Below are 16,141 nucleotides of genomic sequence, written 5' to 3' on the forward strand. Positions count from 1 at the left end.
CTACCTTTGGTATACCTTATTTATATTCCTGCCAGCTCTTGATCTGGATTTCATTCTGGCTCATGTGGCAGAATGCTTCAATGAATGCTTTGGCCAGGCGGGCGTTGGTAATCAGCGGAATGTTGTGGTCGATGGCCCCACGACGGATGCGGTAACCGTTGGTCAGTTCCCGTTTGGTGTGGTTTTTCGGGATGTTGACAATCAAGTCGAACTTATGTTCCGCAATCATCTTCATCACATTGTTTTCTGCATTCGGACGTTCATCCGGCCAGAACACCGGAGTGGTGGTGATGCCGTGAGAGTTCAGGAAGGCAGCTGTACCAGCTGTAGCATAGATGTTGTATCCTTTCTGGTGAAGCATCTGGCTGGCATCCAGCAAATCGACTTTTGACTTAGTAGCACCGGAAGAGAACAGAACGGACTGTTTCGGAATCTTGTAGCCGGTTGCAGTCAAGGCATTCAGCAAGGCTTCATCGAAGTCGTCTCCCAAGCAACCTACTTCACCGGTAGATGACATGTCTACTCCCAGTACCGGGTCGGCATTCTGCAGACGGGCGAATGAGAACTGAGAAGCTTTTACCCCAATCCAGTCGATGTCAAACGCCAGCTTGTCAGGACGTACGTAAGGAGCATCCAGCATGATACGGGTAGCCGTTTCGATAAAGTTGCGTTTCAATACTTTTGATACGAACGGGAAGCTACGTGAAGCACGCAGATTACATTCGATTACTTTCACATCGTTGTTCTTGGCCAGGAACTGGATGTTGAACGGACCGGAGATATTGAGTTCTTTGGCAATCTTGCGGCTGATTTTCTTAATCTGGCGGGCAGTAGCAAAATAGATGTGCTGTGCCGGGAAGACAAGTGTTGCATCACCAGAGTGTACACCGGCAAATTCGATGTGTTCTGAAATAGCATATTCTACGATTTCACCGTTCTGTGCCACAGCATCGAATTCTATTTCCTTGGTTTCCTGCATGAATTGCGATACAACTACCGGATATTCTTTTGATACCTCGCTGGCCATTTGCAGGAAGCGTTCCAGTTCTTCCTGGTCGTAGCATACGTTCATGGCTGCACCACTCAGTACGTATGACGGACGAACCAGTACCGGATAACCCACTTTCTTGACAAAGTCCTTCACATCGTCCAGGCTGGTCAGTTCCTGCCAAGCCGGCTGGTCGATGCCCAACTGGTCAAGCATGGCCGAGAACTTGTTGCGGTTTTCAGCATGGTCAATAGAAATCGGGGAAGTACCGAGTACCGGTACAGCCTGACGGTAAAGTTTCATGGCCAGGTTGTTCGGAATCTGACCACCTACGGAAACGATGACACCGCGCGGCTGTTCCAAATCAATCACGTCGAGAACGCGTTCGAATGACAATTCATCGAAGTACAGACGGTCGCACACGTCGTAGTCAGTAGAAACCGTTTCCGGATTGTAGTTGATCATGATGGACTTGTAGCCTAACTTACGGGCTGTCTGGATGGCATTTACCGAACACCAGTCAAATTCTACAGATGAACCGATGCGGTAAGCTCCTGAACCCAGCACGATGACTGACTTTTCATTCTTGTAATAATTCACATCGTATCCTTCTACGGCATACGTCATGTACAAGTAGTTGGTCAGTTCCGGATGTTCGGAAGCTACGGTATTGATGCGTTTCACGGCCGGAAGGATACCTAATTTCTTACGGTAAGAACGAACGGCCAGATTTTCCTTTTCCATGTTACCCTGCTGAGGCTTCAGTACGAAGCGGGCAATCTGGAAGTCAGAGAATCCCATCACTTTGGCTTCACGAAGTACCTCTGCCGGAAGTTCTTCAAGCGAGTTGTAGGTTGACAGTTTATGCTTGTAGTCTACAATATTTTTCAGTTTGCCGATAAACCACGGGTCAATCTTGGTCAGTTCATAGATGCGTTCGATAGAGTAACCTTCTTCCAGTGCCTGTGCAATGGCAAAGATACGCAGGTCAGTCGGATTGGCCAGTTCATCATCCAGGTTGGTGAAGCGGGTGTGGTCATTGCCCACAAATCCGTGCATGCCCTGTCCAATCATACGCAGACCTTTCTGGATGATTTCTTCAAACGTGCGTCCGATAGACATGATTTCACCCACAGACTTCATGCTTGAACCGATGCGGTGAGAAACTCCGGCAAACTTGTTGAGGTCCCAACGCGGAATCTTGCAAATCAGGTAATCCAGTTGCGGAGCTACGTAAGCAGAGTTCGGTGTACCCATTTCTCCGATTTCATCCAAAGTATAGCCCAAGGCAATCTTGGCAGCTACGAAAGCCAGCGGATAACCGGTTGCTTTAGAAGCCAGTGCAGAAGAACGGCTCAGGCGGGCATTTACCTCGATGATACGGTAGTCGTTGGTTTCCGCATTGAACGCATACTGAATGTTACATTCACCCACAATGTTCAAATGACGGATACATTGCTTGGACAAATCCTGCAACATGGTTACCTGTTCTTCGCTTAGTGAGCAGGTTGGAGCCACTACGATAGATTCACCGGTATGAATACCCAGCGGGTCGAAGTTTTCCATGCTGGCCACGGTGAAACAGTGGTCGTTGGCATCGCGAATCACTTCGAATTCAATTTCTTTCCAGCCTTTCAGTGATTCTTCCACCAGAATCTGTGGAGAGAAGGTAAAGGCACTTTCAGCCAGTTCGATGAATTTTTCTTCATCGGGGCAGATACCGCTTCCCAATCCTCCTAATGCGTAAGCCGAACGGATCATCACCGGGTAGCCGATGGTACGTGCTGCTTCCAGTGCGTCTTTCATGTTTTCTACCGCACGGCTGACCGGAGTTTTCAGAGATTTCTCGTTCAACTTTTTGACAAAGAGGTCGCGGTCTTCTGTATACATAATGGCGTCTACGGAAGTTCCTAATACTTCCACACCGTATTCTTTCAATATACCTTTCTGGTAAAGCTCCGTACCGCAGTTCAGGGCCGTTTGTCCTCCAAAGGCCAGCAGAATGCCGTCCGGATGTTCTTTCTTAATAATCTCAGTTACAAAATAAGGTGTAACGGGCAGGAAATACACTTGGTCGGCAATTCCTTCCGAAGTTTGAATAGTAGCAATATTAGGGTTGATAAGTACCGAGCGGATGCCTTCTTCGCGTAAGGCTTTCAGTGCTTGTGAACCTGAGTAGTCGAATTCTCCGGCTTGCCCGATTTTCAGTGCGCCTGATCCGAGAACCAGGACTTTTTTGAGTTCTTTCTTCATGGTTATAGATAATTTGTTGTGGTATCGTTAAAGGTAGTCCCTGTCAGGCAGATGGTTGTCTGTTGAGACCTCTTGCAAAGAAACGATTTATTTTGAAGAAAACAAAGGATTTATATATCTTTGCTGCAATTTAAAAATGAACAATAGCTTATATTATGAAAAAGGAAAAGATTATCTTGACCGGTGACCGTCCGACCGGAAAATTACATATCGGCCACTATGTAGGTTCATTGCGCCGACGTGTGGAATTGCAGAATTCGGGTTTGTATGATAAGATATTTGTGTTCGAAGCCGACGGACAGGCTTTGACGGATAACATTGAGAACCCAGAGAAAGTACGTCAGAACGTGATTGAAGTGGCTTTGGATTACTTGGCTGCCGGACTTGATCCTGCAAAGTCAACCATCTTTATTCAGTCACAGATTCCGGAACTCTATGAATTGAGCTTCTATTTTATGGATTTGGTAACCGTATCGCGCTTGCAGCGTAATCCTACGGTGAAGACTGAAATCCAGATGCGTAACTTCGAAACAAGTATTCCGGTAGGTTTCTTCACTTATCCTATCAGCCAGGCTGCCGATATTGCGGCATTCAAGGCAACTACTGTTCCGGTGGGAGAAGACCAGGAACCGATGATTGAACAGACACGTGAGATTGTACGCCGTTTCAACCATATCTATGGCGAAACACTGGTAGAACCGGAAATCCTTCTTCCGGATAATGCGGCATGTCTGCGTTTGCCGGGTACGGACGGAAAGGCGAAGATGAGTAAGTCGCTGGGCAACTGTATCTATTTGTCTGATTCGGCAGATGAGGTATTGAAGAAAGTGAAAAGCATGTATACTGACCCGACACATATCAAGGTAAGCGATCCGGGTAAACTGGAAGGTAACTGTGTGTTCACTTACCTGGATGCTTTCTGCCAGACAGAACATTTTGGACGTTATTTGCCGGAATATGCTAACCTGGACGAGCTGAAAGCACATTACACTCGCGGTGGATTGGGTGATATGAAGGTGAAGAAGTTCCTGGGAGCTGTGATGGAAGAGGTGTTGGAACCGATCCGTACACGTCGTAAGGAATTTGAAAAAGACATTCCTGCCGTATATGATATGTTGAAGAAAGGGTGTGAAGTGGCTCGTGAAGCTGCCGCTCAGACCATGGATGAAGTGCGCCGTGCCATGAAAATCAACTATTTTGAAGATGCGGCATTGATTGAAGAGCAGGCAAAGCGCTTCTCAGAACAATAAGAATATGGATATTGAAGAACTATACAGCCGGTTTACGGAGTGTAACGGACTGACGACCGACAGCCGTCATTGTCCGGAGGGTTCTATGTTTCTGGCCCTGAAAGGAGAAACATTTAATGGCAATGCGTTTGCGGCACAGTCGCTGACGCAGGGATGCCGTTATGCTGTGGTCGATGAACCACAGTATGCATCACCGGAGAATCCACGTATCTTGCTGGTGGAAAATTGCCTTCAGACGTTACAGCAACTGGCCAATTACCATCGTCGTAAGTTGGGAACTCGTATGGTAGGAGTAACCGGTACTAATGGGAAGACCACTACGAAGGAACTGATTGCGGCCGTATTGAAAGAGAAATTCAATGTGCTCTATACACAGGGAAATTTCAATAACCATATTGGCGTGCCCTTGACATTGTTGCGCCTGAAGCCGGAACATGAGGTGGCTGTCATTGAAATGGGAGCCAATCATACGGGTGAAATCAAGACGCTGGTTCATATTGCTGAGCCTGATTGCGGTATCATTACCAATGTGGGAAAGGCGCATCTGGAAGGATTCGGCTCTTTTGAAGGAGTCATCCGCACCAAAGGAGAACTGTATGACTATCTTCGGGAAAAAGGAAATGCCACCATTTTCATTCAGAATGAGAATCCTCATTTGAATAAAATTGCGGAAGGACTGAATTGTGTCCGTTACGGACAGACTTCGGGGCTGGATGTGAGTGGAACAGTGCTTTCTTGTTCTCCGTTCTTGCATTTGGGTTGGACGGCTGGAGGTGCGTCACACGAGGTGAAAACACACCTGATAGGTGCCTACAACCTGGATAATGCATTGGCTGCGGTTGCTATTGGTCGTTATTTCGGCGTGGAAGATACACAAATCTGTCATGCGCTTTCCTCTTATGTGCCTCAGAACAATCGTTCACAGCTGGTTCAGACAGAGTCCAATACACTCATTGTGGATGCGTATAATGCCAACCCAACCAGTATGATGGCGGCGTTGGTAAATTTCCGCCAGATGGAAGCCGAGCATAAGGTGGCTATCTTGGGCGATATGAAAGAACTGGGTGAAGGAAGTCGGGAAGAGCATCAGAAAGTAGTGGACTTCCTGAACGAATGTCAGTTTGAACGCGTGATTCTGGTTGGGCCGGAGTTTGCCGGGCTCTCTGCTTCGTTTGAACATTATGAGAACGTGAAGGAGGTAGAAGCTATGCTGGCCGCTCATCCGGTTCAGCATTGTTGCGTGCTGATAAAGGGCTCCAATAGTATGAAGTTGAGTGAACTTCCAGCTTGTCTGTAAGAAATATTATTTTTTGCGAAACAGTCCGTATTGAGAGAGAGTCTTTGAATACGGACTGTTTTTTTGTGTATGTGTCCTAGACATTTGTATCAGAACTGGTGACGATTCTGTCAAAATAAGGTGTAATTTGTCCATTCAGTTTCCCTTGCCCGTTTTTTATCCCTCCTTGACGAAATTTTCGTACTTCCTTTTATATGAAAATCCTATTTTTGCCAAAGAAACTTAATGGATAAACTATGAAGCGCATTTATTTATTTCTCATAGGACTTCTTGTTTGGAGTGAAATTTCAGCACAACAACTCGTAAAGGTGGGTGACGGATATAGTTCTACTTCCGTCAATACGACTGTATTCCGTAACAGTTCTCTGGTAACGGATGGGGATGTGCAATATATATCTTATTATGATGCCGATGGATATTTGACCGTAGGTAAACGTGCATTGGAAACTACTGACTGGACGTTACAGCGTAGTCTGTATAAGGGAAATGTAGCCGATGCGCATAATGTCATCAGTATGATGGTGGATGGGGACGGTTATTTGCATCTTTCTTTCGACCATCATGGAAACAAATTAAACTATTGCAAGAGTACGGAACCCGGTGCTTTGACGCTGGGAGAAAAAGAAGCGATGACCGGTAAGGATGAAGACGATGTCACGTATCCGGAGTTTTATCGGATGCCTGATGGCGATTTGCTGTTTGTGTATCGTTCTGGGGCTTCCGGAAGAGGCAATCTGGTATTAAACCGTTATGACTTGAAGAGTCGGAAATGGACACGTGTGCAGGATGTGTTGATTGACGGAGAAAATCAGCGAAATGCCTACTGGCAACTTTATATGGATAATGCTGGAGTGATTCACTTGTCGTGGGTATGGCGTGAAACCTGGATGGTAGAAACAAATCATGACCTTTGTTATGCATATTCTCCAGATGAGGGAAAGACATGGTATAAATCGACAGGTGAAAAATATACCTTACCTATTTGTAAGGACAATGCAGAATATGCTTGCCGCATTCCTCAAAACAGTGAACTGATAAATCAGACCAGTATGAGTACTGATGCGGAAGGACATCCTTATATTGTGACCTACTGGAGAGATGCAGACAGTGAGGTCCCTCAATATCGGTTGGTATGGAACGACGGGAAAGGATGGCAGAACCGTCAGATTATGAATCGTTCGCAAGGATTTTCTCTAAAAGGCGGAGGCACCAAAATGATTCCGATTTCACGACCACGTATTGCAGTAGATAAAGGTAAGGCTTATTTTGTGTTCCGTGATGCAGAACGTGGCAGTAAAGTATCTATGGCCTATACAGACGATGTAAAGTCGGGCAAATGGCAGGTGAAAGACCTGACCGATTTTTCTGTAGATGCCTGGGAACCCAGCTATGATACGGAGTTGTGGAAAACACATCAGAAACTGCATGTATTTGTGCAGGAAACGCATCAGGGAGACGGGGAAAAAATTAAGGCTTCAGAAGCAACCCCTGTGTACGTATTGGAAATAAATTAATCTCAAAATAAAACTATGAAACAGGTATTTAAATTGTTGCTGGCCTGCGCTGTCGGAGTATTGCCGATGTCGGTTGGGGCCAGAGATTCCGAGGCTGTTGAGGTCCGGAAGATGATTGATAAGGTAAATCAGCATTGGCAGGCAGAAAATCTGCCGGAGGTTCGTTCGTTCTGGGATAATGCCGTATATCATACGGGAAATATGGAAGCCTATTTTCTGACTGGAAACGAGACTTATCGTGCTTATTCTGAAACCTGGGCAAACTACAACCAGTGGAAGGGAGCGAAGAGTGATAACCGTGCGGAATGGAAATATTCTTACGGAGAGTCGGATGAGTATGTTCTTTTTGGTGACTACCAGATTTGTTTCCAGACTTATACCGATTTGTACAATTTAGCTCCGGATGATAAGAAAATCAAACGTGCGCGTGAGGTTATGGAATATCAGATGAGTACCCCGCAGCATGATTACTGGTGGTGGAGTGATGCGTTGTATATGGCAATGCCGGTAATGACAAAACTCTATAAGGTTACTCATAATGCGAAATACTTGGATAAATTGTATGAATATCTGATTTATTCTGATAGCATTATGTTCGATAAAGATGAGAATCTTTATTATCGTGATGCAAAATACATCTATCCGAAGCACAAGACAGTCAATGGTAAGAAGGATTTCTGGGCCAGAGGTGATGCATGGGTATTGGCCGGACTGGCTAAAGTGTTGAAGGATTTGCCGGTAGAATACAAGCATCATCAGTTCTTTGTGGATAAATTTCAGAAGATGGCTAAAGCCGTGGCAGCTATCCAGCAGCCTGAAGGTTACTGGACACGCAGTATGATGGATCCGGAATTTGCACCAGGACCGGAAACCAGCGGTACGGCACTGTTTACATACGGATTTTTATGGGGTATCAACAATGGGTATTTGGAAAAAGATATATATATGCCGGTGGTGCAGAAGGCATGGAACTATTTGTCAAAGAAAGCGCTTCAGAAAGATGGAACGGTAGGTTATGTACAGCCTATCGGTGAAAAAGCAATCCCCGGACAAGTAATTAATGCAAAGTCTACCGCTAATTTTGGAGTGGGAGCCTTCTTGTTGGCTGCTTGTGAGTATGTTCGTTACTTGGAAGCACCTCAAACTACAGATCGTGCCTACTGGTGCAAGCTGGCTTATCAGATGGCTTATCCGGTATTGAGCAACATGGCAAAAGGAGAGTTGCAGAAGAATATGCAGCTGGAAGTTAGTCTCACATGGGATGGCCGAAACAAAAAGGTGGCTTATATGGAAACGTTCGGTCGCTTGATGGCGGGTATCGCTCCTTGGCTGACGCTGCCGGATGATGATACGGAAGAAGGAAAGATACGTAAGGAACTTCGTGAGATGGCTTTGAAGAGCTATGCGAATGCTGTAGACCCGCAAAGTCCGGACTATTTGTTGTGGAGACAGGAGGGCCAGACTCTGGTGGATGGCGCTTACGTGGCAGAAAGCTTTCTTCGTGCTTACGATCAGTTGTGGAAACCCTTGGATGAAACCACTAAAAAGCGTTATATAGAAGAATTTCAGCAGTTACGTCGTATAGATCCTCCTTATACCAACTGGCTGTTGTTCTCATCTACGATAGAAAGTTTCCTGGCAAAAGCAGGAGCTTCATTCGATGAATATCGTGTGAATTCAGCCATCCGTAAGGTAGAAGAATGGTACACGGGAGATGGCTGGTATGCCGATGGTCCTTCTTTTGCATTCGATTATTACAGCAGTTACGTGTTCCATCCGATGTATCTTGAAACCCTTCAGGCTATGAAGGATGCAAAAGTACGTAGCCGGATAGATTATGGAAAGTATTATGACCGCGCATTGAAGCGTGCCCAGAAATATAGTCTGATTCTGGAGCGTTTCATTTCTCCGGAAGGAACTTTCCCTGTATTCGGTCGCTCCATTCCTTACCGTATGGCAGTTATGCAACCTTTGGCTCTGATGGCATGGTATCAGGAACTGCCTGCGGGAGTGACTAATGCTCAGGTACGCTGTGCATTGACTGCGGTGATGAAACGTATGTTTGCCAGTGGACACAATTTTAATGAAGGTGGTTTCTTGACCATCGGATTTACCGGACGTCAGCCGAATGTAGCCGACTGGTATACCAACAACGGAAGTTTGTATATGACTTCTCTGGCATTTTTGCCACTGGGACTTCCGGCTTCTCATCCTTTCTGGACTGATGCACCACAGGAATGGACCAGCGTACGTGCATGGGGTGAAAAACCTTTCCCGAAGGACCATCATTGGAAAGATGAAATCCGTACGTGGGATTTGTTTTAAGGAATTATTGAACTTTGTAAATAAGGGATTATGAACTGCGACCAGACTCTTTGGGTGTTCTCATAAGAGCCTGGCCGCAAGTGCTATATGGTTTTGAATACTTCATTTTATCTGATTTTTTATAGTATGAGAAAAACGGGGTTATTGTCTTTTTTATGGTTTGTTTGCTTGTCGCTTCATACCGTAAATGCACAGTCACTTGCTAAAAAATTGCTTCCACTGGATTCTATTCGTTTGAGTGATCCTTGCATTCTGGCAGATACACAGACACAAATGTACTATATGACAGGTACAGGTGGAAAATTATGGAAAAGCAAGGACTTGAAACTTTGGGATGGACCTTACGATGTAGCTCAAACAGACCCTCATTCATGGATGGGCCCAAAGCCAATGATATGGGCTGCTGAACTTCACCATTATAAAGACAAATATTATTATTTTGCTACCTTCACGAATACCGCCGTAAAGATAGATACCGTAAAAGGAAATGTGATAGAGCGCAGGGCTTCTCATGTGTTGGTCAGTGACAAACCAGATGGACCTTATCGTCCGATGCTGGATGCTACTTATTTGCCGGCAGATAAGCCAACCCTGGATGGGACATTTTGGGTGGATACTGATGGAAAGCCTTATATGGTGTATTGTTATGAGTGGCTGCAGAATTGGGATGGTACCATTGAAAAGATTGAATTAAAATCAGATTTGGGTGGTTCCATTGGAGAAGGTAAACTATTATTTCGGGCCAGTGAGTGCCCCTGGAGTCGTGAATTGCAGGACGGAAAGGAAGTTCCCAATAAAGTGACGGATGGTCCCTATCTGTTTCGCACGGCTAAGGGACGTTTGGGAATGATATGGACAAGCTGGATTTATAATGTATATACTCAGGGAGTAGCCTATTCGGAAAGTGGTACTTTAGACGGACCTTGGATACAAGAATCGAAGCCTATAACACCTCCCGACTTTGGTCACGGTATGTTGTTTCAAACTTTGGAAGGAAAATGGCTGATGTCTGTACATAGCCATAAAGATGTGAATGGAGTATATATTCGTGTTCCTCATTTGTTTGAAGTGGACTTATCGGGTGATAAACTGGCGGTCGGGAAAGAGTATAAACCATAGCAGAATGAACTTATCGTTTAATTTAAATTTATATCAATCCATGAGAAATAGATTCATTAATCTTTTAGGAAGTATTTGTTTTTGTTGGGGAGTGGCGGCATGTACGGCCGAACCTCCTAAAGAAATTCGTAGTGGTGAAATCTGGCCTGACAATCAGGGAGTACATGTAAATGCTCACGGAGGTGGTGTATTGTATCATGATGGTACTTATTACTGGTATGGTGAGAATAAATCCGACTCTACCAGCAGTGCCATGGTGGGAATTATGTGTTACTCTTCAAAGAACCTGACTGACTGGAACAACGAAGGAGCCGTTTTACCAGTAGTGTTGAACGATTCTACCAGTGACATTGTACAGGGATGTGTAATGGAACGTCCAAAAGTAATCTATAATGAAAAGACGAAGAAGTTTGTCATGTGGTTCCATTTGGAATTGAAAGGAAAAGGCTATGCAGCAGCCCGTTCAGCGGTGGCCGTCTCTGATTCTCCTACCGGGCCATTCAAGTATATTCGTTCGGAACGTATTAATCCGGGAGTGCTTCCTTTTGATATGAATGAAACACAGCGTGCCATGCTGGATACATTGGATGCAGAGAAGTATAAGGAATGGTGGACACCGATGTGGTATGAAGCTATTCACAAAGGTTTGTTTGTGAAACGCGACCTGCAAGGAGGACAAATGGCACGTGATATGCAGCTTTTTGTTGATGAAGATGGAAAAGCCTATCATATTTACTCGTCAGAAGATAATCTGACACTACAGATTGCAGAATTGAGTGATGACTACCTGACTCATACAGGTAAGTATGTGCGTATGGCTCCAGCCGGACACAATGAAGCTCCAGCCATATTCAAGAAGAGTGACGGTACATACTGGATGATTACTTCTGGCTGTACAGGATGGGATCCGAATGAGGCACGCATGTTCTCTGCTCCTAGCATCTGGGGACCTTGGACACAACATCCAAATCCTTGTCGTGGAGAAAAATCGGAAATCACTTTTGGTGGACAGAGTACGTATGTACTTCCGGTACCGGGAAAGAAAGACGCCTTTATCTTTATGGCAGATATCTGGCGGCCTAAGCATCCGAGTGATGCCCGTTATATCTGGTTGCCCGTACAGTTTGAAAATGGGATACCTTATATCGAGTGGATGGATAGCTGGACACTTGATTTCTTCAATAAGAAATAATAAGAATAATAAATGCCTGTCTGGATTGTTCAGACAGGCATTTATTGTTTTATATTGCTAAGAGATATATTAGTTTTGTTTTCTCTTCAAATACTCAGTGGGTGCCATTCCGTATTCATCTTTAAAACATTGGCGGAAATAAGCTACACTACTGAAACCTGTCAAATCCGAAATCTCAGCTAAGGAATACTTCCCTTCATTGATAAGTTCCATACCTTTCTTCATCTTGATTTTACGGACATATTCATTGACCGACATTTCAGTCAGTCCTTTAATCTTTCGGTAAAGAGTAGAATGGCTCATACACATCTTATCCGCAATAAACGCTACATCCATTTTCTCCATACTCAGGTTCTCTTCGATGATGGCGGTTACCTTATCCAAGAACTCTTGGTCTAGTTTGTTTAAGTTCTTTCGTTCATTCTCAATGTTCTTCTGTTCACTTTCCGTTTCGGGTATGGAAGTGATTACTCCTGCCGTTTTACGTCTGTTTACCAGAATGTTGTTGATGCGGCTGTTCAGCAAACGGGCACTGAACGGTTTGGTAATAAACGAATCGGCTCCTGCGGCATAACCCTCTTCCTTATCTTGAAGAGTATCTTTAGCTGTAAGCAAGATGACTGGGATGTGGCTGGTACGCATATCTTCTTTGATATGACGACATAGTTCAATTCCGTCCATCACCGGCATCATGATGTCGCTGATGATGATATTCGGAATCTGGCTTTGTGCAATATCCCATCCTTCTTTTCCATCTGCAGCCGTCAAGACTTCATACATTTCTTCAAACGAACTTCGTACATATTCGCGGATATCCCGATTGTCTTCCACGACCAGAATAATCGGTTTCCCATCTTCTGATTCTACAGAAGCAGGTTGTTTGTTTTCGTCTTCAGCTTTATGAACTTCTTTAGTAACCTGGCGTTCTGCATTAGGATAAGTGTTCTCTGTAAGTAGTTTTAATGTAAACTTACTTCCTTTTTCCACCTCACTTTCCACTTCAATGGTTGCCTGATGCAAATCTGCCAGTGATTTTACCAGTGCCAGGCCAATACCTGACCCCGAAGCCTGATATTTCCCTTGTCCTTGATAATATCGTTCAAAGATATGATTCAAAGACTCTTGGGAGATACCATGTCCGGTGTCTTCCACACTGATAGTTGTATATTTAACCCCGTTCTCCTCATTGCTTGCCAAGGCAAGTGTTATATCGCCTTTGGGAGTATATTTTAAGGCATTCGACATCAGATTATCGATAATAATAGTGATAATCTCGTGGTCATAATAAATCTTGGTATCTTGCGCTTCTACATTGATGTGAATATTTACTTCCGCATTCTGGTTTAATTCTTTATATTTGATACCTATTTCTTGTACCAGTAGTGCCAGATTATGATAACCTACCTTTAGCTTTCTGTTTTCTGTCTCCGTTTTTCTAAATTCCAGAATCTGATTAATAAGGTTCAGTAACCGGTTGGCACTGTCACGTATAATACTGATCTTATTGGCCTGTCGTGGAGACAGCGTTTTGTCAGCCAGTAAGTCCTCTAGTGGTCCGAGAATCAGGGTTAGAGGAGTGCGTAATTCATGAGTGATGTTAGTATAGAAACGCAGGCGTTCATTATTTTGCTTCTGATCATTCTCGTGCTGGTGATGTTCCAGATTCAAACGACTTTCCAGTGCCAGTTTACGCTTGTAGAAGCGCAAGATTGCAAACAGTATAAGGGCAATGAAAATCGTATAAAATAGTTTAGCATACCAGGTAAGCCAGATAGGAGGGGCAATTGTAATCTGGAGAGAAGTAAACTTCTCGCCCCATGTCTGGTTTCTCATTTTGGTTTTTACCTTAAATGTATATTCTCCAGGCTGTAGGTTCCGGAATGTAATCCGGTTTTCATCGCCTGTTTCAAACCATGTTTTACCTAATCCTTCCATGGTGTAGGCATATTCTACCTGAGGGGTTTGTGAGAAGTCCATCACACTGAAAGAGACTGTAAAAGTACTATTTTGGTAAGATAAATCGACCTTGTCATCTACAATTGGGACAAGAGTTCCTTTACTACTTGGATCTGAGTTGCTATAACTTTTGACTGCTGTAATTCTTACGGGAGCTATCTGTATGTCTTCTGTGGTTTGCTCTGGGTTAAAGTAGCAGGCTCCATTCTGTGAGCCAAAAAACAAATACCCATTTTTATCCTTGCATACTGAGCCATCCATGAAGTCCCCTCTGGGTACTCCTTGGTGCCAGGTATAGTTTAGAAATCTTTTTTCGTCACTTTTCCATTGAGCAATTCCTCCGTTGGTGCCGAGCCAGATGTTTCCTTTTTCGTCTTCTATGAGACTTCTTACATTTTCATCAATTAGCCCTTGCTTATGATTGTATATTTCTAGTGTTGGGTTACTGGTGTCACTGATATGTACGATACCAGCGCGTGTGGCAGCCCATAAGTTTCCTTCTGAATCAATGTATAATGCATTGACTGCATTTGATTCCATACCATTGGAAGTGTCGAAACGCATAATTCGCTTCCCTTCTGGTGAAAATACAATAAGCCCTTTGCCAAATGTGCCCAGCCATAGTTTCCCTTGACGATCTCGCTGGATACCGTGTATCATGATGTCTGGAAGTTGTTCGTTTATTTCTTTTTCTTCAACGATTTTTCCATTTTCATATGAATACAGTCCATTTTGTGTACCAATCCATATTTTATTATTTTCCTCATAAAAGCAGCAAATGTCTGCTCTTTTGTCTTCCATTTCTATTCGGGTAATTTCTTCTGTGTAGGGGTTACATGTTAATATCCCGTCTTTATATAATCCTAGCCAAATAGTTCCTTTTTTATCTTTAAAAATAACGGAAGCATGAGTATGTGGACTGGCTTTGGCTGTCAATGACAAGATTTTTTGAAGTTTCATGTCTGCACTGAATACAGCAATCTCATTTTCTCCTCCTAACCAAATGCGTGATTTATTGTCAATAGCAAGTCCCCATACCTGTTTGTCTGTCAAAGCACCATCTCTTAATGTATTATATGCTAATGTCTGGAATACAGGTTGGTTATAGCTGAGAAAATCTACACCTCCTCGGTAATTTCCTAACCAAATATTTCCGAATGAATCTTGCAAGAAACATTTGGCATTAGGAGATGAGATGCCATGCAGGTCATTGGTGACCCGTATATTCTGAAAATGCATGTTTTCGGGACTTGTGAATACGTTGTCATTGAGGTCGAGTATGCTTACTCCTCCCATGTGGGCGCATACCCACAATTTCCCGTCTCTGCTTTCGCCTATATCATTGATTTGATTAGATAAGAGTGAGTTGGGATTTTCTTGTTGGTTCTGAAAGGTGATAAATTGTTCTTTATGAGGGTTGAATAGTGCCAGTCCTTTGTCTGTACCAATCCAAATAGCGTTGGTTTTGCTAATGAATATGCAGCGTACGGTATTATTAGGTAAGCTATATGGGTCTTCCGGATTGTGTTGGTAGACTTTTGCGGTTTGTTTCTGAATATCTATAACAGCCAGCCCTCCTTTATGAAGACCTACGTAAAGATGACCTTTTCCATCGTCGGTTGCGCACCAGAAATTTCCTGACAATCCTTTAATATCTTTTGCCCAATAATGAGTTACTTCTTTAGTCTTATTGTCATAATAATCTATGCCTAGGTGATAATGGGTAATCCAAATACCTCCATCGGCTGCAGGGCTTAAGTCTGTGACGTCTCTGGTAATCATATCAGGAACGCCATTGGTGATGAAAGTTTGCTTTTCACAATCAAAAATGCTAATACCATCGCGTTGAGTTCCTACCCATACGGTGTTGTCTGCTTCATTGTAGTATAATACATTTTGTGCATTGCTTCCAATAGCTGAGTTTCCTATATTATATATTGTAAAATCCTTTCCATCGAATTTGCAGAGTCCGGATTCTGAGGCCATCCATATATACCCTTGTTTGTCTTGAATAATATCGACAATATAATTACTGGCCATGCCGTCGGACATTGTTAATCGCTTGAAGGTATATTGAGGTTGTGAAAGGATAGAGTAGTACCATCCGAACAAGAAAAGAAATAGAACAATGCAGTTTTTCATGGCTTGCGATTTTTAGGCAAAAATACAATAAACTCTTTAGATTGAGAATTTGAGAGAATAGAAAAATATGTACCTAGAAATAAAAACAGACGAATTTTTTATGCT

General features: G+C 43.7%; 8 protein-coding genes. 6 read left to right on the forward strand and 2 right to left on the reverse strand.

All coding sequences use genetic code 11. The annotated features are described in order from the left end of the window. Positions 1-16: 16 nt before the first annotated feature. Complete coding sequence (gene carB / locus WKT20_RS15720; protein ID WP_118163929.1) at positions 17-3,241, reverse strand: carbamoyl-phosphate synthase (glutamine-hydrolyzing) large subunit; 3,225 nt, start codon at positions 3,239-3,241, stop codon at positions 17-19. A gap of 155 nt (positions 3,242-3,396) precedes the next feature. On the opposite strand from carB, the gene trpS reads away from it, so the two are divergent. The 6 genes from trpS to WKT20_RS15750 all read left to right on the forward strand — a co-directional run bounded on the left by trpS (position 3,397) and on the right by WKT20_RS15750 (position 11,938). After that, complete coding sequence (gene trpS, locus WKT20_RS15725; protein ID WP_007559732.1) at positions 3,397-4,491, forward strand: tryptophan--tRNA ligase; 1,095 nt, start codon at positions 3,397-3,399, stop codon at positions 4,489-4,491. Between the two features lie 4 nt (positions 4,492-4,495). Further along, positions 4,496-5,788 carry a UDP-N-acetylmuramoyl-tripeptide--D-alanyl-D-alanine ligase gene (locus WKT20_RS15730; RefSeq protein WP_340417682.1) on the forward strand — a complete coding sequence of 431 codons (1,293 nt, stop codon included), beginning with the start codon at positions 4,496-4,498 and terminating at the stop codon, positions 5,786-5,788. Positions 5,789-6,024: 236 nt separating this feature from the next. Beyond that, positions 6,025-7,302: a BNR repeat-containing protein gene (locus tag WKT20_RS15735; RefSeq protein WP_340417683.1), complete on the forward strand. Its 1,278-nt coding sequence runs from the start codon at positions 6,025-6,027 to the stop codon at positions 7,300-7,302. Between the two features lie 15 nt (positions 7,303-7,317). Beyond that, entirely contained in the window at positions 7,318-9,627 is a 2,310-nt protein-coding gene (locus WKT20_RS15740) for a DUF2264 domain-containing protein (RefSeq protein ID WP_340417684.1), read from the forward strand. 126 nt (positions 9,628-9,753) lie between these two features. After that, positions 9,754-10,746 (forward strand): glycoside hydrolase family 43 protein, encoded by a 993-nt coding sequence (locus WKT20_RS15745; protein WP_340417685.1) that lies wholly within the window; start codon positions 9,754-9,756, stop codon positions 10,744-10,746. A gap of 40 nt (positions 10,747-10,786) precedes the next feature. Next, positions 10,787-11,938 (forward strand): glycoside hydrolase family 43 protein, encoded by a 1,152-nt coding sequence (locus WKT20_RS15750; RefSeq protein WP_118163940.1) that lies wholly within the window; start codon positions 10,787-10,789, stop codon positions 11,936-11,938. Between the two features lie 69 nt (positions 11,939-12,007). On the opposite strand, the gene WKT20_RS15755 is transcribed toward WKT20_RS15750, so the two are convergent. Then, positions 12,008-16,036: a two-component regulator propeller domain-containing protein gene (locus tag WKT20_RS15755; RefSeq protein ID WP_340417686.1), complete on the reverse strand. Its 4,029-nt coding sequence runs from the start codon at positions 16,034-16,036 to the stop codon at positions 12,008-12,010. Positions 16,037-16,141: the final 105 nt, after the last annotated feature.

It is taken from the genome of Phocaeicola sp. ICN-14070, from assembly GCF_037892625.1.
In the GTDB taxonomy this organism is placed as follows: Bacteria; Bacteroidota; Bacteroidia; order Bacteroidales; family Bacteroidaceae; genus Phocaeicola; species Phocaeicola plebeius.